General features: G+C 73.1%; 17 protein-coding genes and 2 pseudogenes. 15 read left to right on the plus strand and 4 right to left on the minus strand.

The window, feature by feature from the left end; all coding sequences use genetic code 11:
- Window positions 1-331: 331 nt before the first annotated feature.
- The 3 genes from AC27LF_RS25685 to AC27LF_RS25695 all read left to right on the plus strand — a co-directional run bounded on the left by AC27LF_RS25685 (window position 332) and on the right by AC27LF_RS25695 (window position 2,883).
- Window positions 332-952: a dihydrofolate reductase family protein gene (locus tag AC27LF_RS25685; RefSeq protein ID WP_479658810.1), complete on the plus strand. Its 621-nt coding sequence runs from the start codon at window positions 332-334 to the stop codon at window positions 950-952.
- Window positions 953-1,055: 103 nt separating this feature from the next.
- Window positions 1,056-1,442 (plus strand): guanyl-specific ribonuclease, encoded by a 387-nt coding sequence (locus AC27LF_RS25690; protein ID WP_479658809.1) that lies wholly within the window; start codon window positions 1,056-1,058, stop codon window positions 1,440-1,442.
- A gap of 253 nt (window positions 1,443-1,695) precedes the next feature.
- Window positions 1,696-2,883 (plus strand): hypothetical protein, encoded by a 1,188-nt coding sequence (locus AC27LF_RS25695; protein WP_479658808.1) that lies wholly within the window; start codon window positions 1,696-1,698, stop codon window positions 2,881-2,883.
- A gap of 149 nt (window positions 2,884-3,032) precedes the next feature.
- Here the strand turns inward: AC27LF_RS25695 and AC27LF_RS25700 are convergent, their stop codons facing one another.
- Together AC27LF_RS25700 and AC27LF_RS25705 are read right to left on the minus strand one after the other, a co-directional pair.
- Window positions 3,033-4,052, minus strand: coding sequence for a DUF4331 family protein (locus AC27LF_RS25700; protein ID WP_479658807.1), 1,020 nt, complete (start codon window positions 4,050-4,052; stop codon window positions 3,033-3,035).
- Window positions 4,053-4,516: 464 nt separating this feature from the next.
- Complete coding sequence (locus AC27LF_RS25705; RefSeq protein ID WP_479658806.1) at window positions 4,517-4,717, minus strand: hypothetical protein; 201 nt, start codon at window positions 4,715-4,717, stop codon at window positions 4,517-4,519.
- A gap of 169 nt (window positions 4,718-4,886) precedes the next feature.
- Here AC27LF_RS25705 and AC27LF_RS25710 point away from each other — a divergent pair, with 169 nt between their 5' ends.
- Together AC27LF_RS25710 and AC27LF_RS25715 are read left to right on the plus strand one after the other, a co-directional pair.
- On the plus strand, window positions 4,887-6,161 hold the full coding sequence (locus AC27LF_RS25710; protein WP_479658805.1) for a sensor histidine kinase: 1,275 nt from the start codon (window positions 4,887-4,889) through the stop codon (window positions 6,159-6,161).
- An 83-nt stretch (window positions 6,162-6,244) separates the two neighbouring features.
- Window positions 6,245-6,943: a response regulator transcription factor gene (locus AC27LF_RS25715; protein WP_479658804.1), complete on the plus strand. Its 699-nt coding sequence runs from the start codon at window positions 6,245-6,247 to the stop codon at window positions 6,941-6,943.
- A gap of 70 nt (window positions 6,944-7,013) precedes the next feature.
- Here AC27LF_RS25715 and AC27LF_RS25720 read toward each other — a convergent pair whose 3' ends face one another.
- Window positions 7,014-8,054 (minus strand): Gfo/Idh/MocA family protein, encoded by a 1,041-nt coding sequence (locus AC27LF_RS25720; protein WP_479658803.1) that lies wholly within the window; start codon window positions 8,052-8,054, stop codon window positions 7,014-7,016.
- A 117-nt stretch (window positions 8,055-8,171) separates the two neighbouring features.
- On the opposite strand from AC27LF_RS25720, the gene AC27LF_RS25725 reads away from it, so the two are divergent.
- The 10 genes and pseudogenes from AC27LF_RS25725 to AC27LF_RS25770 all read left to right on the plus strand — a co-directional run bounded on the left by AC27LF_RS25725 (window position 8,172) and on the right by AC27LF_RS25770 (window position 21,380).
- Window positions 8,172-8,921 carry a GntR family transcriptional regulator gene (locus AC27LF_RS25725; protein ID WP_479658886.1) on the plus strand — a complete coding sequence of 250 codons (750 nt, stop codon included), beginning with the start codon at window positions 8,172-8,174 and terminating at the stop codon, window positions 8,919-8,921.
- Between the two features lie 487 nt (window positions 8,922-9,408).
- Window positions 9,409-10,413 carry a sugar ABC transporter substrate-binding protein gene (locus AC27LF_RS25730; RefSeq protein ID WP_479658802.1) on the plus strand — a complete coding sequence of 335 codons (1,005 nt, stop codon included), beginning with the start codon at window positions 9,409-9,411 and terminating at the stop codon, window positions 10,411-10,413.
- Entirely contained in the window at window positions 10,410-11,447 is a 1,038-nt protein-coding gene (locus tag AC27LF_RS25735; RefSeq protein WP_479658801.1) for an ABC transporter permease, read from the plus strand. The genes AC27LF_RS25730 and AC27LF_RS25735 overlap by 4 nt, the downstream gene beginning before the upstream one ends.
- The gene (locus AC27LF_RS25740; protein ID WP_479658800.1) at window positions 11,444-12,235 is read left to right on the plus strand and encodes an ATP-binding cassette domain-containing protein; all 792 of its coding nucleotides are present in this window, start codon (window positions 11,444-11,446) and stop codon (window positions 12,233-12,235) included. Before AC27LF_RS25735 ends, AC27LF_RS25740 begins: the two co-directional genes overlap by 4 nt.
- Before the next feature lie 64 nt (window positions 12,236-12,299).
- Window positions 12,300-13,445: an ROK family glucokinase gene (locus AC27LF_RS25745; RefSeq protein ID WP_388706551.1), complete on the plus strand. Its 1,146-nt coding sequence runs from the start codon at window positions 12,300-12,302 to the stop codon at window positions 13,443-13,445.
- Window positions 13,442-14,023 carry a sugar kinase gene (locus AC27LF_RS25750; RefSeq protein WP_479658799.1) on the plus strand — a complete coding sequence of 194 codons (582 nt, stop codon included), beginning with the start codon at window positions 13,442-13,444 and terminating at the stop codon, window positions 14,021-14,023. The genes AC27LF_RS25745 and AC27LF_RS25750 overlap by 4 nt, the downstream gene beginning before the upstream one ends.
- Before the next feature lie 98 nt (window positions 14,024-14,121).
- Window positions 14,122-17,133, plus strand: coding sequence for a DEAD/DEAH box helicase (locus AC27LF_RS25755; RefSeq protein WP_479658798.1), 3,012 nt, complete (start codon window positions 14,122-14,124; stop codon window positions 17,131-17,133).
- A gap of 362 nt (window positions 17,134-17,495) precedes the next feature.
- Window positions 17,496-18,782: pseudogene (locus AC27LF_RS25760) on the plus strand (SWIM zinc finger family protein); the annotation flags it as partial.
- Between the two features lie 588 nt (window positions 18,783-19,370).
- A complete protein-coding gene (locus AC27LF_RS25765; protein ID WP_479658797.1) occupies window positions 19,371-20,630 on the plus strand; it encodes a sulfite oxidase in 1,260 nt (419 codons plus the stop codon).
- A 267-nt stretch (window positions 20,631-20,897) separates the two neighbouring features.
- Window positions 20,898-21,380: a hypothetical protein gene (locus AC27LF_RS25770; RefSeq protein WP_479658796.1), complete on the plus strand. Its 483-nt coding sequence runs from the start codon at window positions 20,898-20,900 to the stop codon at window positions 21,378-21,380.
- Between the two features lie 355 nt (window positions 21,381-21,735).
- Here AC27LF_RS25770 and AC27LF_RS25775 read toward each other — a convergent pair.
- Window positions 21,736-22,381: pseudogene (locus AC27LF_RS25775) on the minus strand (IS30 family transposase); the annotation flags it as partial.
- Window positions 22,382-22,446 lie beyond the last annotated feature (65 nt).

Consider the following 22,446-nt stretch of genomic DNA (forward strand, 5'->3'; position numbering starts at 1 on the left):
AGTGCCCCACAGTCGGGGTCGCCTGGGAGTCCACCGCAGGGTCATCCCACCTGGGGGCGCGGGGAACTGCGCGCCCAGCCCCGATGCACTCGCACGGCCGCCCCCACCGCTTCCCCGACGGCGCCCATGCCCCACAGCCCGGGTCGCCTGAAAGACCACCCAAGGGCGCGGAAAACCGCCAAACCGCCGGGCGAGCCGCAGGGCCGTCGCCGCGCCGATGCCCCGGCCGCCGCCGGTCACCAGGGCCGCCTTGCCCAAGCGATGAGTCGCGGGGGCGCGCGGGGTCTGCACTGCTGACCGCAGACCCCGCCCCAGGAAGCAGGAACCCGCCATGGGCAAGCTCGTCTCCACCCTCTTCGTCAGCCTCGACGGCGTCTACCAGGCACCCGGCACCCCGCGCGAGGACACCCGCGGCGGCTTCACGCAGGGCGGCTGGACCGTTCCCTACGGCGACACGGACTTCGCCGGGTTCATCTCCGAGGTCTTCGACCGCGCCGGTGCCTTCCTCCTCGGCCGCCGCACCTACGACATCTTCGCCGGGCACTGGCCGCGGGTGACCGACCCCGCCGACCCGGTCGCGTCCCGGCTGAACTCCCTGCCGAAGTACGTCGCCTCCGCGACCCTGGACGCACCCGGCTGGTCCGGGACCAGCGTGGTACGCGGCGACCTCGCCAAGGAGGTCACCGCACTCAAGGAGCGCACGGACGGCGAACTCCAGGTGCACGGCAGCGGCGCGCTCGTCCGCTCCCTGCTGGACCTCGGCCTGGTGGACACCGTCCACCTGCTGACCTTCCCGGTCGTCCTGGGCGCGGGCCACCGGCTGTTCACGGCCGGCGCCACCCCGACCGCCTTCCGCCGCACCGCCGGGCGCGTCACGGCAGCGGGCGTCTCGATCCAGACGTACGACACCGCGGGCCGCCCCGAGTACGGCTCGTACGCACTGCCGGAGTAGAACCGGTCGCCAGGTTAACTTCCCGCTAATTCATGGGACTTGGCGGGAAGTTCTGCTCTCTTGTCATTGACATGCCATCCTCTACGCGCGTCATCATGGCGGCATGAGATTCCCCCCACGCATCACTCGCACCGGCGCCGCAGCCGCCGTCCTCTCCGCCCTTCTCGTCGGCGGCACCGTCACCGCCACCCCGGCGGCCGCCGCGGTCGGCAGCATCTGCTACAGCGACCTGCCCTCCCAGGCGTACGACACGCTCGAACTGATCGAGCGGGGCGGCCCGTTCCCGTACACGCAGGACGGCAGCGTCTTCCAGAACCGGGAAGGCATCCTGCCGAGCCACCCCACCGGCTACTACCACGAGTACACCGTGAAGACCCCGGGCTCCGCCACGCGCGGTGCGCGCCGCATCGTCACGGGTGAGCAGTACCAGGAGGACTACTACACCGCCGACCACTACGCCACGTTCGACCTCGTCGACCACGACTGCTGAGGCCCCCACCGAGCAGTCCGAGGAACGGTGCGACCTGCTGGAGGCCCGGCCCTCTGCCCGGCCGGGCCTCCCGCGCCCACCGCTTCTCTGCCGGCGAAGCACCCGTGCCGTCTCCGGGTGCCGATCAAGTCCGCCGCAGCCGAGGTTCAGCGTGCGGTCATGCTGCCGCCGTGGTGGCGCAAACTCGCCCTCGTAGGACTTAGGCCGACACGGCGGACATGCGTCGTCCGCCGACGGAGCACATGGAGTCAACATGGGACGTTCCACCGGAAGGACCTTCGTCGCCAGACTCGCCCTGGTCGGCGCGGCCGTGGCGCTGGCACCCGCGGTGGCGGCACCCGCTCTGGCGGCACCCGTGACGTCGGCACCCGCGCAGGCGGTCGAGACGTGGCAGTTCATCGGCAAGGACGTGTTCACCGGCGATGCCGAGAGCTCGCGCGACCAGGGCGTCACCACCGACGGCACGCACTGGTACTTCTCCAGCACCAACGGGCTGGAGATCACGGACCTGCGGTACAACACGATCTTCAAGAGCTCGCCGGCCATTCCGTCCGAACTGGCCAACCCCTCGCCGCTCGCCTACAAGGGCCTGAACCACATAGGCGACATCGACTACGCCGACGGCAAGCTCTACATCTCGCTCGACACCAGCACGCGCGACTCGGTGACCGGCAGCCGGTACGACACGCCGGTGTTCGCCGTCTACAACGCGGCCGATCTGAGCTACACCGGCCAGGCCGCCGCCCTGAAGCCGCCGCACGGCGTGAAGGACGTCGCGAGCTGGGTCGCCGTCGACGCGCGCAAGGGCCTCGCCTACGGCATGGCCTACAACGATGCGACGGAGATCGCCGTCTACAACCTGCGCGACTGGACGTTCAACCGCTACATCCCGCTGTCGCAGACGGTCGACCAGGCCCAGGGCGGCAAGATCCATGACGGCTGGATGTACTTCGCCTCGGACGACGACGGGAAGAACGTGTCCCGCGCCAACCTGACGACCGGCGAGGTCCAGGTCCTCTTCCATCTCAAGGTCCCCTACGACCAAGAGGTCGAGGGCCTGTCGTTCCTCAAGACCCGGGACGGTCTCACCCTCAACATCCTCAACCGGGAGCAGCCGGATCCCAACGGCCCCAGCAACGTCACCTTCTATCACTACCGGCTGAAGGCGCCGGGCACGCCGGTCATCAAGGGCGCACCGAAGGTCGGCGGTTATGTGACGGCCGACCCGGGCAAGTGGACCCCGGACGCGGAGTTCGGTTACCAGTGGCTCGTGAACGGCCGGCCGGTGGCGGGCGCGATAAGGCCGCGGTTCCACCTCTTGGGCAAGTACCTCGGTGACACGGTCACCGTCCGCGTGACCGGCACCTGGGCCGACGGGACGTCGAGCACCGTGGAGTCCGCTCCGCTGACGGTCGTGCCCTGCTCCGGCGCCGGGCGGTAAGGGACCACGACGCGGGCCGACCCCCTGTCATGGCGACGCGGCCGGGCCCCATCACCGGCGCGTCGCACCCGAGTTCTCTCGGCCGGCGTCGGCCCCCAGTCCTTCAGGCCGCGGTCGCGCGGTGCGACGGACAGGGGGCCCGAGCCCCCTCAGGAGGCCGTTGCCGGGTGCGGGTCGCCGAGGTACGGGAACCGGTCCAGGGTGTCGGTGTGCGGCGACAGACCGGTGGGCGGTGCCTCGTTCTTGGTGAGGAACGCGACGCGGATGTCGATGACGTCCTCGGTGAACGTCCGGCCATTGGGGTACGCGGCCGGCTTGGAGGGGTCGAAGTGCAGCACGTCCGGCAGGATGCCGTGCTCGTCGAGCGCGGCGATCGCCTCCTCGGGCGTGTAGCCGCCGGTGTGGCCCAGCAGGTGGACGAACTGGTCCGTCCACCTGGCACGGTCGTTGACCGGCTCGCCGGCGTTGTACTCCTCCTTCGTCTCGTCGGTGTTGAAGAAGCTGCTCACCGACGGGTGGCCGGCCCGGTCCGCGTGGACGAGTTCGCCGTCGCGCAGGACACTGCACCGGCCCCAGATGCGCAGCTCGGGCTGGGGTGCCAGCTCCGCGGTCGGCACCTCGACGGCCATGGAGAACACGTTGGCCGCGATGTTGGAGTCGACGCCGGTCCACGGGGACTGCCCGCTCAGGTGCGGGGCGGTGAAATTCCGGTTGCCCCGGGTGTCGAACAGGTTCTTGATGCCGTCGAAGTCGAAGAAGAAGGCGTCGCTGCGGCTGCCGGCGGCCACCTTGTAGGCGCCGCTGTCGACCACGTTGGCCCGGCGGCCGAAGGAGGCGGCGGCGTCCGACACGATCTTGGTGCCGACCGCCTCGGGGCTGCGGGACTCCGTACCGGTCGCCATGAAGACGCTGTAGGTCTGGGAGCCGTCGGCCGCCGGCGGGTCGAAGACCCAGCTGAAGGCGATGTCCGTCAGATAGTCGCCGTCGTTGTCGATGTTCAGCCGGTACACGGCGTCGGGGTGCAGGGCATCGGCGTTGGGATTGGCGTTGAGGATGAGAGCGGTCCTGCTCGGATCACCCGGGGCCTGGAAGGCGTAGAGGTCGCACAGATCGAGGCGCTGGTCGCCGAGCGGCGGCCCAAGGCTGAGGCCGGTGAAGTGATTGGACATGTCGGGCGCTTCCTCTGCTCGCTCGCTGGAAAACCGCCGGAGCGCCACGGCCGTGCGGCGGCTCGTGAAGTACGGGGGCGGTGCGGCCACGCTAGCCCGACGGACCACGTCGGCCGCCGATCGGGAAAGCGCCGTTGCCAAACAGCCCTCGAATGGGTCACCGACGGAAAGCCGCCGTCCTGCGAGTAGGCGTACGCCACGTCCGCGCGGCGCTCGCCTGTGTGGCGCCGGCTTGTGTGGTGCCGGTCTATGTGGCGTCGGCTTGTGTGGTGCCGGTCTGTGTGGTGGCGGTCTGTGTGGTGCCGGCCTGTGTGTGCCGGTCTATGTGGCGCGCCGGCTGTGTGGCGCCGGCCTGTGTGGCGCCGGGCTGTGTGGCCCCGGCCTGTGTGTGCCGGTCTATGTGGTGCCGGTCTGTGTGGTGCCCGCCTATGTGACGCCCGCCCGCGTGCCCCGTCGGCCGCGGCTCAGTCCGGCCCCTGCCTCTCCGCCACCCCGAACAGGGCGAACGCGAGCACGATCAGGGCGATGCCCGCGTAGACCCCGTACCCGTCGAGGAAGCCCAGCCGCTGGACGAGCCCCACATGCCAGTCGGTGAACTCGTGCACCAGGCTCATGACCCCCTGCACCAGGGCGAGAAAACCGATCAGCTCCAGAAACCGCTTCATGCCCCGAGCCTCGCCCCCCGCCCGCCCGCCGGGTATCGGCCGTGCGGCCCTACCGCTCCGCCACGGGTCGACGGAGTGCGCCGGCCGGGCCGCCGAAAGTATCCGGCGGCGCGACTTTGGTCGGCGATCCGGCGCACGGGTCCCTCACACCGGCCGTCCCCGCATAGATTTGTCGACTGTGACGGGTACGCAGGACACGGAGCCGCTGCCGGCGGCGCATGGTTTCGAAGGCCGGCGGTGGCTGTTCCCGTCGGCCGTGATCCATGAGCTGGACCCGGACGCCGGCCCGGCCGGGCGGCGACCACGGCGCACCGCACGCGACTGGGTCGTCGACTTCTCCTGCTTCCTGCTGGCCGTCGCCCTGGGCCTGGCGGGTGCCGAGTCCCTGCGCGACGAGACGGGACTCGCCCACGGGCTCGCCGTGCTCGACCAGACGCTGGGCGCCCTGGCCTGCGCCGCCCTGTGGCTGCGCCGCCGCCGACCGGTCGCGCTCGCCGTCGCGATGATCCCGGTCGGCTTCCTGTCCAACTCCGCCGGCGGCGTCGGCCTGGTCGTCCTGTTCACGCTCGCCGTGCACCGGCCACTGCGGTACGTGGCCTGGATCGGCGGCGCCGACCTCGCCCTGCTCCCCCTCTTCTACTGGCTGCGCCCCGACCCCGAGATCCCGTATCCGGGGGTCGTCGCGATCAGTGCGCTGCTCATGCTCTCCGTCATCGGCTGGGGCATGTTCGTACGGTCCAAACGGCAGCTCATGCTGAGCCTGCGGGACCGGGCCCGGCGCGCCGAGGCGGAGGCGCGGCTGCGGGCCGAGCGGGCGCAGCGGCTGGCCCGCGAGGCCATCGCGCGGGAGATGCACGACGTGCTCGCGCACCGGCTCACGCTGCTCAGCGTGCACGCGGGCGCCCTGGAGTTCCGGCCCGACGCACCCCGCGAGGAGGTCGCGCGGGCGGCCGGGGTGATCCGGGAGAGCGCCCACGAGGCGTTGCAGGACCTGCGCGAGATCATCGGCGTGCTGCGGGCGGGCGACGCCGACGACGCAGGCCGCCCGCAGCCGACGCTGGCCGCGCTGGAGGCCCTGGTCGCGCAGTCCCGTGCGGCGGGCACCAAGGTCGGCCTGGACAGCCGGGTCACCGATCCGGGTGCCGTGCCCGCCTCCGTCGGCCGCACCGCGTACCGCATCGCCCAGGAGGGGCTGACCAACGCCCGCAAGCACGCGCCCGGCACCGAGGTCACGGTGACCGTCACCGGCGCCCCCGGCGACGGACTGACCATCGCGATACGCAACACCGCCCCTGAGGGCGTTGTCCCGCATGTCCCCGGCTCCGGCCAGGGGCTGATCGGCCTCACCGAACGCGCGACGCTGGCCGGCGGCCGGCTCGACCACGGCGCCACCGGCGACGGCGGCTTCGAGGTGCGGTCGTGGCTGCCGTGGGCCGCGGCCTGAAACTCCATGCGGGGCCCGGCGGGCCGTCGCGCCCGGCACCCCTACGCTCCCGTGGGCCGCGCGCCCGTGATTACGTATGGGCCATGACCGCGATCAGACTGCTTCTCGTCGACGACGATCCGCTCGTGCGTGCGGGCCTCGCCCTCATGATGGGCGGGGCCGACGACATCGAGATCGTCGGCGAGGCAGCCGACGGCGGCGAGGTCGAGGCGCTGGTCGACCGCACCCGTCCGGACGTCGTCCTGATGGACATCCGCATGCCGTCCGTGGACGGGCTGACGGCCACGCGGCGGCTGCGCGGCCGTCGGCACCCGCCCCAGGTGGTGGTCCTCACCACCTTCCACGCCGACGAACAGGTGCTGCACGCCCTGCGCGCGGGCGCCGCCGGCTTCGTCCTCAAGGACACCCCGCCCGCCGAGATCGTGGCGGCCGTGCGCCGGGTCGCGGGCGGTGACCCCGTCCTGTCGCCCGCCGTCACCCGCCAGTTGATGGCGCACGCGGCCGGTACCGCCGCCGACACCCGGCGCAGCCGCGCGCGCCGGCGGCTTTCCGCGCTCAACGACCGCGAACGGGACGTCGCCGTCGCGGTCGGCCGCGGCCTGGCCAACGCCGAGATCGCCGCCGCGCTGTTCCTGAGCGTCGCCACCGTCAAGGCCCATGTCTCCCGCGTCCTCGCCAAGTTGGGCCTCAACAACCGCGTGCAGATCGCCCTGCTCGCCTACGACGCGGGACTCCTCGACGACACGGACCCCACGCACGACACGGACGACATCGGGCGCTAGGCGCTCCGCCGGGAGGGCCGAGCTGGGACCTCCGTCGTCTGCGGCGCCGTTGGACTTCGCCGGACCTGACTCACCACACGGGTGTCCGGGGCATGGGCCGGGTCTCGTCGCCGCCCTCGATCTCCGTCAGGCGCACCGGTCGCCGCTCGCGCCGGGACACCTCGCACGCCTCGGCGACGCGCAGCGCCTGCAACGCCTCGTGCCCGTCGCAGGGATTGGCCCGTTCGCCGCGCACCACCTCGACGAAGGCACACAGTTCGGCCTCGTAGGCGGGGCCGAACCGCTCCAGGAACCCCGCCCATGGCTTGTCCGCGGGCGGCGGCCCGGTCGGCTCGGTCGAGGCGACGGGCGTACGGTCGTCCAGCCCCACCACGACCGTGTCCAGCTCCCCGGCCAGCTCCATCCGGACGTCGTAGCCCGCGCCGTTCAGCCGGGTCGCCGTCGCCGTGGCCAGGGTGCCGTCGTCCAGCGTGAGCACGGCGGCGCCCGTGTCGACGTCGCCGGCCTCCCGGAACATCGCGGGGCCGGCGTCGGATCCGGTCGCGTACACATCGACCACCTCGCGTCCGGTCACCCAGCGCAGCGCGTCGAAATCGTGGATCAGGGTGTCCCGGAACAGCCCGCCCGACAGCGGCAGCCACGCGGGCGGGGGAGGGGACTGGTCGGCGGTCATGGCCCGCACCGTGTGCAGCCGCCCGAGCCGCCGTGAGCGCACGGCCTCCCGCGCGCCCGCGTACCCCGCGTCGAACCGCCGCTGGAAGCCCATCTGCAAGACCGTGCCGGCCGCGTCGACCTCCGCGAGTGCGTGCAGGGTGCCCGGCAGGTCGAGGGCGACGGGCTTCTCGCAGAAGACGGGCAGCGCGGAGCGGGCCGCACGGCCGATGAGTTCGGCGTGGGCCGAGGTCGCCGTGGTGATCACCACGGCGTCCACTCCCCACGTGAAGATCTCGTCCACCCCGGGCGCCGCCGTCTCGCCCAGGCGGTGCGCCAGTTCCTGGGCCCGCGCCGGGTCCGCGTCCGTGAGGATCAGCGAACCGACCTCGCGGTGACGGCTGAGCGTGTTCGCATGGATGGTGCCGATGCGGCCCGTACCGATGACCCCGATGCGCATGGAAACAAAGTGGGGGCCGACCCCGGACGCTGTCAATCCGTATGTCCGGACAATCGAACCTCACAACTTCCCGTCAACCGGCCACGGAGCTACGCTCGGGCCGTGCCGAAACCAGAAGTGGACCCGACCGCAGCGCTCGATCTCAGCGTGGACCGCAGCTCGCCGGTCCCGTTGTACTTTCAGCTGTCCCAACAGCTGGAGGCGGCGATCGAGCACGGAGCGCTCACACCCGGCAGTCTGCTCGGCAACGAGATCGAGCTGGCCGGACGGCTCGGCCTGTCCCGTCCCACCGTCCGCCAGGCCATCCAGTCCCTCGTCGACAAGGGGCTGCTCGTGCGCCGTCGCGGGGTCGGCACCCAGGTCGTGCACAGCCAGGTCAAACGCCCGCTGGAGCTGAGCAGCCTCTACGACGATCTGGAGGCGGCCGGCCAGCGTCCCGCGACCTCCGTCCTCGTCAACACCGTCGTCCTGGCGTCCGCCGAGGTGGCGGCGGCGCTCGGGGTGGCCGAGGGCAGCGAGGTGCAGCGCATCGAGCGGCTGCGGCTGGCCCACGGCGAGCCGATGGCGTACCTGGTCAACCACCTGCCGCCCGGCCTGCTCGACCTGGACACCGGGCAGCTGGAGGCCACCGGCCTGTACCGGCTGATGCGCGCCGCCGGGATCACCCTGCACAGCGCCCGGCAGTCCATCGGGGCCCGGGGCGCCAGGACGGCCGAGGCGGAACGGCTCGGCGAGGCCGAGGGCGCCCCGCTGCTCACCATGCAGCGCACCACCTTCGACGACACCGGACGCGCGGTCGAGTTCGGCGACCACATCTACCGCCCGTCCCGCTACTCCTTCGAGTTCCAGCTGCTCGTACGCCCCTGACGGACCGGCATGCCGCCCGTACGGCCCCGCCCGGCAGCCCGTACGGCCCCGACCAGTAGCTCGCACGGCCCTGGTGTGCAGTTCGTACGGCCTGGGCGGGCGGCTCGTAGCCCCGGCCAGTAGCTCGCACGGCCACGGCCACCGCCGAGCGGATGGTGCCGGCGCCGCCAGTATGCGGTTCGTACGGTCTCGGCGGCAGCCCGTACGGACTTGGCGGGTGGCGCCTGCGGTCCCGGCGGGCAGCTCGTACGAGCCCGGAGGGCATGGCCGGCCGCCCGCCCCTGTCGCGGCGGCCCTCCCGCGCTCCCGCGCTCCCGGACGGCCGGACGGCCGGACGCGTCGCGATGTCCGGACAATCTGACCGGTCGGCCCTCCCCGCGGCGGAACCCCTGATTCCCGTGTCCGACAATAGGACGTTTGGGGCTGCCGGCCCGATCACCGGCGGCCCCTCGCGTACGTCAGAGCACGGCAAGAAAGGCACGGCCTCGTGGCACGGTTTCGGACCTGGGTAGGCATCGCGGTGGCGGGGGCGCTGGGCGCGACCCTCGCCGGATGCAGCAGCACCGGCGGCAAACGGGCCGAGGACGCCCGCAAGGCCGCGGCGGCCCAGGGCAGGGCGGCGGTGGACACCCCCCGCTGGACCTTCGCGATGATCACCCACTCCGGGGACGGCGACACGTTCTGGGACATCGTGCAGAACGGTGCCAAGCAGGCCGCCGTCAAGGACAACATCGACTTCCTCTACTCGCATGACGACGAGGCCCAGCAGCAGGCGCAGCTCGTGGACGCGGCCGTCGACAAGAAGGTCGACGGGATCATCGTCAGCCTGGCCAAGCCCGAGGCGCTGAAGTCGGCCCTGGCCCGCGCCGAGAAGGCCGGCATCCCGGTGATCACGGTCAACTCGGGCTCGGCGCGCTCCAAGGCGTTCGGCGCGCTCGCGCACATCGGACAGGACGAGAGCGTGGCTGGCGAGGCCGTCGGCGAGGAGCTGAACGAGCGCGGCCGCAAGAAGGTCCTGTGCGTCCTGCACGAGCAGGGCAACGTCGGCCACGAGCAGCGCTGCGCCGGCGTCGCCGAGACCTTCCGCGGCTCGGTCGACAACCTCTACGTCAACGGCACCAACATGCCCGACGTGCAGTCCGCGATCGGGGCCCGGCTCCAGGCCGACCCGTCCGTCGACGCCGTCGTCACCCTGGGCGCGCCCTACGCGGACACCGCGGTCAAGGCGCGCTCGGACGCGGGCAGCAAGGCCGAGATCGACACCTTCGACCTCAACGCCAAGGTCGCCGCCGGGCTGCGGGACGGCAGCCTCGGATTCGCGGTCGACCAGCAGCCCTGGCTCCAGGGCTATGAGGCCGTCGACCTGCTGTGGGCGTACAAGTACAACGGAGACGTCCTCGGCGGCGGCCGGCCGGTGCTCACCGGGCCGCAGATCGTCACCGAGGACGAGGCGGCGGAGCTGGCGCAGTACACGAAGCGGGGCACCCGATGAGCGCGCTGCCGACCTCCTCTGATGAAAGGATTCTGCGGACCTCGCCGCTGCGCGGCCTGCTGGGCCGCCCCGAACTGGGCTCCGTGGTCGGCGCGCTCGCCGTCTTCCTGTTCTTCGCCGTCGCCGCCGACGGGTTCCTGCGCGCGAGCAGCCTGAGCACGGTCCTGTACGCGTCCTCGACGATCGGCATCATGGCGGTCCCCGTCGCGCTCCTGATGATCGGCGGCGAGTTCGACCTGTCCGCCGGGGTGATGGTGACGTCCTCCGCGCTGATCTCGTCGATGTTCAGCTACCAGATGACGGCGAACGTCTGGGCCGGCGCCGGCGTCTCCCTCCTCGCCACGCTCGCGATCGGCTTCTTCAACGGCTTCGTGCTCACCCGCACCCGGCTGCCCAGCTTCATCGTCACGCTGGGCACCTTCCTGATGCTGACCGGCATGAACCTGGGCTTCACCAAGCTGATCGACGGCACCGTCTCGACCAAGACCGTCGCCGACATGGAGGGCTTCCCGTCCGCCCGCGCGGTGTTCGCCTCGACGCTGACCCTCGGCGGCGTCGACTTCAAGATCACCATCGTGTGGTGGCTGGCCCTGGTCGCCGTCGCGTCCTGGATCCTGCTGCGCACCCGCGCCGGCAACTGGATCTTCGCGGTCGGCGGCAACAAGGACGCGGCCCGCGCCGTGGGCGTCCCCGTCGAGAAGACCAGGATCGGCCTCTACATGGGCGTGGCCTTCGGCGCCTGGATCTGCGGCCAGCACCTGCTCTTCTCGTACGACGTCGTCCAGTCCGGCGAGGGCGTCGGCAACGAACTGATCTACATCATCGCGGCCGTCATCGGCGGCTGCCTCATCACCGGCGGCTACGGCAGCGCGGTCGGCTCGGCGGTCGGCGCGCTCCTGTTCGGCATGACGAGCAAGGGCATCGTCTTCGCCGAGTGGAACCCCGACTGGTTCAAGTTCTTCCTCGGAGCCATGCTGCTCCTCGCGACCCTGCTCAACGCCTGGGTCCGCAAGCGCGCGGAGGCCACCCCATGACCCGGAACGAGACGCGTACGCCCCTCGTGGAGCTGTCCGACGTCAGCAAGCACTACGGAACCGTGCGCGCCCTGGAGGGCGTCTCGCTTGAGGTCCACCCCGGCGAGGTCACGTGCGTCCTCGGCGACAACGGCGCGGGCAAGTCGACCCTGATCAAGATCGTCGCGGGGCTGCACGGGAACGACGGCGGAACGCTGCGCATCCAGGGCGAGGACATACGCCTCGCCTCCCCGCGCGACGCCCTGGACCGCGGCATCGCCACGGTCTACCAGGACCTCGCCGTCGTCGGCCTGATGCCGGTGTGGCGCAACTTCTTCCTCGGCTCGGAGCCGCGGACCGGCTTCGGCCCGTTCAGACGCCTGGACGTCGACCTGATGCGCCGCACCACCCACGCCGAACTGCTGCGCATGGGCATCGACCTCAGGGACGTCGACCAGCCGATCGGAACGCTGTCCGGTGGTGAACGCCAGTGTGTGGCCATCGCACGGGCGGTGTACTTCGGCGCCAAGGTCCTGGTCCTGGACGAACCGACCGCCGCACTGGGGGTGAAGCAGTCCGGTGTGGTCCTCAAATATGTGGCGGCGGCACGTGATCAGGGCCTGGGTGTCATCTTGATCACCCATAACCCGCACCACGCGTATCTGGTGGGGGACCGGTTCGTGCTGCTGCGGCGCGGCACCATGGTGGGCCACCACACACGGGAGGAGATCACCCTGGACGAGCTGACCCGTCAGATGGCGGGCGGAGCCGACCTGGAGGCCCTGCGCCACGAACTGCGGCGCGGCTGAGCCGCCGGCCCCCGTCAGGTCCCCGTACCCCACCGGCCCCCGCGGTGAGGCAGAATCGGCCCTGATGAGCACCTACCGCGACCTCACGGCCCCCATCGGCTCCCGCAGAGCCCCCGTCCTGCGCACGGTCGGCACGCGGGAACGCCGGTCCCACCTGACCGCCCCGCGAGTGCCCACCGTGGGCATCGACATCGGCGGCACGAAGGTCATGGCGGGCGTCGTCGACGCCGACGGCAACATCCTGGAGCGGCTGCGCACCGAGACCCCGGACAAGTCCAAGAGCCCCAAGGTCGTCGAGGACACGATCGTGGAACTGGTCCTCGACCTGTCCGACCGGCACGACGTGCACGCGGTGGGGATCGGCGCGGCCGGCTGGGTCGACGCCGACCGCAACCGCGTGCTGTTCGCCCCCCATCTGTCCTGGCGCAACGAGCCGCTGCGCGACCGGCTGGCCGGCCGGCTCGCCGTGCCCGTCCTGGTCGACAACGACGCCAACTCCGCCGCCTGGGCCGAGTGGCGCTTCGGCGCCGGCCGCGGCGAGGACCACCTCGTCATGATCACACTGGGCACCGGCATCGGCGGTGCCATCCTGGAGGACGGCCAGGTCAAGCGGGGCAAATACGGGGTCGCGGGCGAGTTCGGCCATATGCAGGTCGTGCCCGGCGGCCACCGCTGCCCGTGCGGCAACCGCGGCTGCTGGGAGCAGTACAGCTCGGGCAACGCGCTGGTCCGCGAGGCCAGGGAACTCGCCGCCGCCGACTCCCCGGTGGCGTACGGGATCATCGAGCACGTCAAGGGCAACATCGGCGACATCACCGGCCCGATGATCACCGAACTGGCCCGCGAGGGCGACGCGATGTGCGTCGAACTGCTCCAGGACATCGGCCAGTGGCTGGGCGTCGGCATCGCCAACCTGGCGGCGGCCCTCGACCCGTCCTGCTTCGTGATCGGCGGCGGCGTCTCGGCCGCCGACGACCTGCTGATCGGCCCCGCCCGCGACGCCTTCAAGCGCCATCTCACCGGCCGCGGCTACCGCCCCGAGGCCCGCATCACCCGCGCCCAGCTCGGCCCCGAGGCCGGCATGGTCGGCGCCGCCGACCTCGCCCGGCTGGTCGCCCGCCGCTTCCGCCGGGCCAAGCGCCGCCGGGTGGAGCGCTACGAGCGCTACGAACGGTACGCGGAGGCCCGTCGCCCCCGGGACACCGCATGACCGCTTCGCTGCCGCGTCAGTCCGAACCGCCCGACATGCGGGAACGGCCCGCCGAGAGCCCCGGCCGCAAGGCCCGCCGCCGGGCGCTCACCCTGCTGATCATCGGGCTGCTCATCGGAGTACCGGCCGGCTATCTGGTGATCTCCGCCGCGCAGAGCCGCGACAGCGGCAAGGCCAAGGAGGCGAAGTACTCGGCGACCGGTCTCAGCGCGGGCTGGCCGTCGAAGGTGCAGCGCCGCCTCTACCAGGTGAACGTCCCGCACCCGGCGGACCAGATCGCCTACTACGAGACCAACAACTGGAAGACCAGCAGGCTCTACGTCCAGTTCCGCACCACCGTCGCGGGACTCGACAGCTATCTGCAGGCCCTCGGCATGCGGCGGGACGACCTGAAACCCGACGACCTGCCCATCAGCGGGCGCGACCAGAAGATCACCGGCTGGGATTTCACGGGCCCCGGCCCGTGGTCGGGCTTCACCCGCAAGCAGAAGAACCCGGCGCCCAGCCAGGACGTGGTCGTGAACATGTCCGACCCGACCTACCCGATGGTCTACGTCGTCTCGCGCACGGTGCCCTGACGGCCCGGCGCCGACCGGCCGCCGGGGCCGGTTGTCAGACCCCGCCCGTACAGTCGAAGACGTCTGGTCCGACGCACGGGCGGGAGGTGGCAGGACGTATGAGCGACACGGCCGCGGTGGCCGGGCGAACCGGGGAACCCGGACGAGGCGAGGGCCCCGTTCCGGTGCGGCTCGCCGCCGTCTACCTCCCCGCGGCGCTCCCGCGCGAGGGCCGGATCGCCTTCTGGGACCCCGACGGCGGGCCCCTGCCCGCGGCGGCCGGCGCGCCCAGCGCGCCCGTGGCGGCCCAGCCGCACCGGGCCGCCGATCACCGACAGCCGCCGGGCCCGCGCCACGACGAGCCGACCCTCGTGGGCCGCGACGAGCCGGCTGTCGCGCGCTACGACGAGCCGTCCCTCATGCGCCGCGATGAGCCGACCGTCGTGCGCCACGACGAGCTGACCGTCGTACGCCGGCACGGCGCGGGCGTGCGCCGCAGGACGGTGCCCGCGCTGACCCTGCCGCTCGACGCGGCTCTCCCGCTGCTCGTGCGGGCCCGCCACCATCCGGGCGCTCACCCGGCGACGGCCTGCTGGGGCGCGGCGGCCCTGCACGCGCTGCGGCTCGCCGCCCGCGGCCGGCTGCTGCCCGGCCTGACCCCCGCCGGACACGACGCCTGGCGGGCCGGCCCACTGGAGCCCGACGACATCGCGCACCTGCGCGCCGTCGCCGCCGCCCTGCCCGCCGAGGGCCACGCCGTGCCGCTGCCCGGCCCCGGCCCGCTCCGGCTGCCCGAACCCGAGGCGCTGATGCGCTCCTTCCTGGACGCGATCGCCGACACCCTGCCCCGCACCCCGGCCGCCCCCCACGCCTGCGGCGGCCCCTTCGCCGCCAGGGAGCCCCACCTGCTGCCCGCCGCCCACGACTGGGCGGCGGAGGTCGCCGCGGGCATGGACGCGGGCGTGCGGATCTCGCTCCGCCTCGACCTGTCGGCGTACGACCTCTTCGACACCGGCCCCGGCGGCGACGGCACCCGCGGCGCGGGCGCCGCGATCGTCCAGGTGCACAGCCTCGCCGACCCCACCCTGGTGGCCGACGCCGCCGCCCTGTGGGCGGGGGAGGCCGACACGGCGTTCGGGCCACGCGCGCGCGTGGACGCGGCCCTCGCCGTCCGCCGCGCGGCCCGCGTGTGGCCGCCCCTGGACCGGCTCGCCGAACAGGACGTGCCCGACGTGCTCGCCCTGTCCGAGGGGGAACTGGGCGACCTGCTCGGGGTGGCGGCCACCCGGCTCGCGGCGGCCGGGGTCGCCGTGCACTGGCCCCGGGACCTGGCGCAGGACCTGACGGCCACCGCGGTGGTGCGCTCCGCGCCCGGCTCGGCCACCGACGGCACCGGCTTCTTCGAGAGCGAGGAACTGCTCCAGTTCCGCTGGCAGTTGGCCCTCGGCGGCGATCCGCTCAGCGAGGCGGAGATGGACGCGCTCGCCGAGGCGCACCGGCCCGTCGTCCGGCTCCGCGACAGCTGGGTGCTCGTCGACCCCGCGCTGGTCCGCAAGGCCCGCAAGCGCGAACTGGGCCTGCTCGACCCGGTCGACGCGCTGTCCGTGGCGCTCACCGGCACCGCGGAGGTCGACGGGGAGAGCGTCGAGGCGGTGCCGGTCGGGGCGCTCGCGGCACTCCGCGACCGCCTCACGGCCGGGATCCGCCCCGCCCGGCCGCCCGCAGGACTGCACGCCACGCTGCGCGACTACCAACTGCGCGGGCTGGCCTGGCTCGACCTGATGACCTCCCTGGGCCTCGGCGGCTGCCTCGCCGACGACATGGGCCTCGGCAAGACGATCACCGTCATCGCGCTGCACCTGAAGCGGGCCCGCGACGAACCCACCCTCGTGGTCTGTCCCGCCTCCCTGCTCGGCAACTGGCAGCGGGAGATCGCCCGGTTCGCGCCCGGCGTCCCGGTCCGCCGCTTCCACGGCCCCGACCGCACCCTCGACGGCCTGGCAGGCGGCTTCGTCCTCACCACGTACGGCACCCTGCGCTCGACCGCGCCCCGTCTCGCCGAACAGCCGTGGGGCATGGTCGTCGCGGACGAGGCACAGCACGTCAAGAACCCGTACTCGGCCACGGCCAAGGCGCTGCGCACCGTCCCGACGCCCGCGCGCGTCGCCCTCACCGGCACCCCGGTCGAGAACAACCTGTCCGAACTGTGGGCGCTGCTCGACTGGACGACGCCCGGACTCCTCGGCCCGCTGAAGTCCTTCCGCGCCCGGCACGCGCGCGCGGTGGAGAACGGCGAGGACCAGGAAGCGGTGGACCGGCTGGCCCGACTGGTCCGGCCCTTCCTGCTGCGCCGCAAGAAGTCCGACCCCGGAATCGTCCCCGAACTGCCCCCCAAGACGGAGACGGACCACCCGGTGCCGCTCACCCGCGAACAGGCCGCGCTGTACGAGGCGGTGGTGCGGGAGTCGATGCTCGCCATCGAGACGGCGGAGGGCATCGCCCGCCGCGGCCTGGTCCTCAAGCTGCTCGGCGCGCTCAAACAGATCTGCGACCATCCCGCGCTGTATCTGAAGGAGCCGCCGCCCGGTGACCGCCTGGCCGCACGCTCCGGCAAACTGGCCCTGCTCGACGAGCTGTTGGACACCCTGCTGGCCGAGGACGGCTCCGCCCTCGTCTTCACCCAGTACGTCGGGATGGCCCGGCTGATCACCGCCCACCTGGGCGCTCGCGCGGTCCCCGTGGACCTTCTGCACGGCGGCACGCCCGTACCGGAGCGGGAACGCCTGGTGGACCGCTTCCAGAACGGGGCGACCCCGGTCCTCGTGCTCTCCCTCAAGGCCGCCGGCACCGGCCTGAACCTCACGCGCGCGGGCCATGTCGTCCACTTCGACCGCTGGTGGAACCCGGCCGTCGAGGAACAGGCCACCGACCGCGCCTACCGCATCGGGCAGACCCAGCCGGTGCAGGTCCACCGCCTGGTCACCGAGGGCACGGTCGAGGACCGCATCGCCCGGATGCTGGAGTCCAAGCGCGCCCTGGCGGACGCGATCCTCGGCTCCGGTGAGTCGGCCCTCACTGAGCTGACGGACCGTGAGCTGTCCGACCTGGTGTCACTGCGGAGGACGGCATGACGGCCGACCGGGAACGCCCCGCCGACATCGCCCGCCGCGCCCTGCGAGCCGCCCGGGAGCGGTCCGGCGACGGCGCGCCCCAGCGCACGGCCGCCGTGCCGGACGTGGCTCTCTCTCCCGTCGGCGAGGCCGCCCCGGACGCCGAACGTCCGGCCGGCCCTCACGCCCGGTCCGCCGGCCGTCCCGCGGACGCGGCCCGCCACGCCCTTCGGGCGGCCCGCCGGGAGCCACGAGGGACCGGCGGGCCGCTCCGGCCGTCGGCACCACCGCCCGCCGCGCACCCCGATCCCGCACCACCCGGCGACCCCGCCACCCAGCACACCGGCACCCCGACCGACCAGGGAACCCGGACGGATCCGCCGCGCCTTCCCCGGACCATGGCCACCCCCCACCGCGACGGTGAACTGCGCCGTACCTTCCCGGCGTTCCCCGGCCGCACGCCGTCGGACGGCACGGACGCGCCCTTCGCCGCCACCTGGTGGGGCCAAGCCTGGATCGAGGCGCTGGAGCGGGGCGCGCTGGATGCCAAGCGGCTGGCGCGCGGCCGGGGGTACGCCGAACAGGGGCACGTGGACGCGATCACCGTGACACCGGGACTCGTGCTGGCCTACGTGCGGGGAAGCCGGCCGCGGCCCTACCGAGTGCAGGTGCGGCTGCGCACGTTCGACGAGGCGGACTGGGAGCGGTTCCTCGACGCCGCCGCCGACCGACCCGGCCGCATCGCCGCGCTGCTCGACCGTCAACTGCCCGTGTCCCTCGCCGAGGCCGGAGCCGCGCTGCTGCCCGGCGCCGGCGACCTCGACCCGCGATGCAGCTGCCCCGACTCGGGCCATCCGTGCAAGCACGCCGCCGCGCTCTGCTACCAGACGGCACGGCTGCTGGACGCCGACCCCTTCGTCCTGCTCCTGCTGCGCGGCCGTGGCGAACGCCACCTGCTCGACGCGCTGTCCCGCCGCAGCGCCACCGCCGCGGCCCGCGCCGCACAGGACCGGCAGCCGCGCCCGCTGCCCGGCGTGCGGGCCACCGAGGCCCTGGCCGCGCGCGAACTCCCCCCGCTCCCGGCGCCGTTGCCGCCGCCCGCGCACCCCGGACAGCCCCCGGTCTACCCGGCGGCGCCGGGCGGCCCCGACCCCTTCGTCCTGGACCAGTTGGCGACGGACGCCGCCGCCCGTGCGCACGCGCTGCTGTCCACCGGGCGGGACACGGTCGGCGAGCTGACACTGTGGCAGGACGCGGTGCGGCTGGCCGCGGCCCGCCCCGGCTCCGGCCTGACCGCCGCCGCCCGCGCGCTCTACTCCGCGCTGGCAGCCGCCGCGGGCCGCACCCCCGCCGAGCTGGCGCGCGCGGTCGCCGCCTGGCGGCAGGGCGGACGTGACGGGCTCGCCACGCTGGAGGAGCCCTGGGACCCGCCGGCGGGCCGCTTCGACCGGGCCCGCCCGCTGCTGCTCGCCGCCGGTCTCCCCGCGTTCCGCCCATGGCGCAACCACCTCACCCACCCGCGGGGCCAGGTCCAACTCCGCCTGGGCCGGGACGGCCTGTGGTACGCCTACGAAGCGGAACCGGGCCACGACGACTGGTGGCCCAGAGGCACCCCGGCCCCGGACCCCATCAGCGCCCTGACCGGCCTGGACATCCTGGACACCCACTGACCCTGCGCCCCGAGCACCCTCCCACCGCCACCTGCGACCGCCGTCCCACGGCCGCCCCCGCGCGCCCGCTTCAGCCCCGCGCGCCCGCTGCCGCCCTCCGCCCCGGCCTCGCGCTGCCGCCCCCGCGCGCCCTCTGTCGCCCCCGCGCCCGCTGTCGGCACCGTTCTCCCGTTGTCGGCCCGCGTCTGGTTTCGTGCTGCTGCGCCTGGTGTGAACCCGGGCTCCCGAAGGCGGTCCGGTTGGCCCCGGCGGCTTCCGCGGTGGGGTGCCGGCGACCGGCGCTCATCCGTTTCTCCCCGCGCCGATTCCCCCGGATTCACCGCCGGCCAGGGCCGCGGCCTCGTACCATGGGCCGGGTGATCAGCAGCCGACGCCGCCCCGCCGCCCCGCGGTTCCGTGCGCTCGCGTCCCCTCGCTGTTGTTGTTGATCGTCATCGTCTGAACGGCCCTTTCCCCGCGGCCGTTCCAGGCCCCGAGCGCTCCCCGCACGTGCCCTTGCCAGGTGCCGATCCGGGCCGCGGCCCGTTCGTCCCGGTCGAGTCGCCGCCGTCCGCGTACCGCCCCCGCCCGAAAGGCAGGCCCGTACCCATGCGCACCCCCGAATCCGCCCGTGAACTGGCCTACGACCGGCGCAGGCTGCGCCAGTGGCTCGCCGGTGAGGCCCGTGCCGACGGGGTCTCCCGGCGCGACATGCTCCGGCTCCTGGCGGCGGCCGGGCTCGCCGCCACGGCAGCGCCCACCGCCCTCGCCGCCCCCGCGACGGCCGCCGCCGGCATCGTCAAACCCCTCCCCGAGGCGTGGTTCACCGTGCGCGGCACCAACGCCGAGACCAGGTTCGCCGCCCTCGCGGGCACCGGCTACCACACCCCCGTCGACCACTTCTTCGTCCGCAACCACACCTCCACCCCCGTCCTGGACGCCGCCGACTGGACCCTCACCGTCCGGGGCGACGGCCTCGTGCACCGCCGGACCGTCGAGTTCTCCCTCGACGACCTCAAGCGGCTGCCGAAGGTCACCCGCACCGCCTTCGTGGAGTGCGCGGGCAACGGGCGCAGCCTGTTCACCAGCCAGCAGGGCGACACCGTCGCCGGCACGGCCTGGACGCTCGGCGCGATCGGCACCGCCCGCTGGACCGGTGTCCGGCTCGCCGACGTGCTGCGCCGGGCCGGGCTCGGCCCCCACGCGGTCGACGTCATGCCGCGCGGCCTCGATCCCGACTACGTCACGGCCGACGGCACCGACCTCGGCCCGGTGCGGCGCCCGCTGCCGCTGTCCAAGGCGCTCGACGACGTGCTGCTCGCGTACGAGATGAACGGCGAGCCGCTGCCGTACGACCACGGCCACCCCGTGCGAGTCCTGGTGCCGTCCTGGATCGGCGTCGCCTCGATCAAGTGGGTCGGCGACATCGAGGTGTCGGCACGGCCTCTGTACTCGCCCTGGAACACCGATTTCTACCGGCTGTTCGGTGAGGCGTACCCGGAGGGCGGCAGCGCGCCGCTGACCCGGCAGACCGTCAAGAGCGCCTGGGAGCTGGAGTGGGACGCGAGCCTCGACGCCACCGAGCACCGGCTCACCGGCCGCTCCTGGTCCGGGGCCGGCGGCATCGTCCGGGTCGACGTCAGCACCGACGGGGGCGCGACCTGGCGGCGGGCCCGGCTGCACGACGCGCCGCGCCGGTCAGGCTGGGTCCGCTGGTCAACCGACTGGCGTCCGCCGGCCCCGGGCGGGTACGCCCTGCTGGCCCGGGCCACCGACTCCACGGGCCGTACCCAGCCCGGCGCCACGACGCCCAACACACAGGGCTACCTCTTCGACGCGGTGGTCCGGCACCCGGTGACGGTGGTGTGACGTCGGCGGACGCGTCCTCCCGATCGAAGGGGTGACCACCCGTCAGGTAATCACCTCAAAGGGCTAACTCCCCATCAAGCCCTCAAAGTACAAAGGCATTTGATGGGTCACCCGCTGTCGGCGAGGGGGACTGCGGGTGCCGCGGGTCCCTCGTTCGGCCCGCCGACGACAGTCTGGCGACATATCCGACATGACAGTCATGGGAGCTGTTTGTACGTTCGGTCATGCGCCGGCTGCGCGGCCGGCCCTCTCAGACAGGAGACGTGCATGCTGATGACCCGCTCCACCGCCGTCACCGCCGGCATCGCGGCCGCCGCGGCCCTGGCCGCGACCGGCATCACCTACGCCTCGGCCGCCTCCGCCCCGGGCCAGGCGGCCCCCGCTCAGGCGCCCCTCGGCGGTTCCGGGAAGGGCAACGAGGGCAACGAGGGCAACGACGGCCGGGGCAAGGGCTTCGACGAGGAGGGCCTGATCCACATCAACGAGCGGTCGTACTCCGCCCACCCGGGCGGCTGCATCACCGTGGTCAGCGGCCTGGGCGCCAAGAGCCTGAACATCCGCAACGACACCCGCCGTACCGTCGAGGTCTTCCGCGGTGCGGTCTGCGACAACGGCGCCCCCATCGCCACGGTCGGGCCGCACAGCTCCAGCGACGGCGTGAACCCGCGGTCCAATGACGGCTTCTTCGACGAGGAGGAGGCGGTGGTGGGCAGCTTCCGGGTGGTCAAGGACCGCGACGGCAAGTTCTGACCCGGCCGCCCGGAGGTGATCCCGGCCCGCCGGAATCGGGCCGGGATCCCCTCCGAGCGGGGCCGGACCCCACCATGGTGTGACAACCCGCGCGCCATGAGCACCCTGCCGGCTGGCCGTCCGCTCCGCCCGCCGACTCCGTTCACCGGCCCGCCCGCCGGGCGACTCCCGCCGCGCCGCGCCTCGTTGACGCCCGCCGCCGCGACGGCCGCGGACGCCGTCCCGGATGGCCGGACCCCTGCACGGGTGAGGGCGGCGCGAGCCGAGCGCCATGTCAGGACGGGCGTCGAGGATCTTCGCGCAGCCGCCACAACCTGGGACGGACCGCGTGCGAAAGTGACGCGTGGTTTGTTGATCAGGCCGCGAGCGGCTTGGCGAGGCGCTCGGCCGGGTTTCCCAGCCGAGTGTTCTGCGTGGTCGGCTGTTGAGCTCGGGGGCGACGACGGCCAGGTGTTCGCGAGTGTCGACTGACAGGTCGGTGCCTTTCGGGAAATGCTGCCGCAGCAGGCCGTTGACGCCCCGAAGAAGCCCGGCCCGCCAAGGCTGCACCAATGGGTGTTCGCGTTCGAGCCGCGCTGCCAGGCGACTGCCGGGGTCGCAGAAGAGACCCGGGATGTCGGTGGCGACTGTGAACGCTTTGTGTGCGGCCACCTCCGAGTCCTGGTCGCAGGTCAGGGACCGCGTCAGGCCTGGTGGGAGGGTCTGGACGGCGTCGGTGAGGGCGTCGCGGGTACTGGCCGCACGGTGAGCCTTGGGCAACGGTGCGAGCGCACGTTGCGGGTGCTGCGCTCAACGAGCGTCGCGATTGCCGACTTGGCTTCCTTGCCGATGATGAGGTCTCCCTCTCGGTGCCCTGGGGCCGCGCGGTCGGAGGGCTCGGCGGGCCGCTCACTGATCATCACCATGTCCTTGATGGTGCGGGGCCGGCGCTTGTAGGACTGCCGGTGCGGCGGGCGCATGGCTCCGCCGGTGCGCAGGGCCCGGGTCGGCTCACGGCGCACGTGTGCCCAGTTCGGGGTTCTGACTGATCTTGCCGGGCTTGGGGCGCGGGCGGCGCTGTTCGGAG

It is taken from the genome of Streptomyces diversicolor (genome assembly GCF_057537855.1).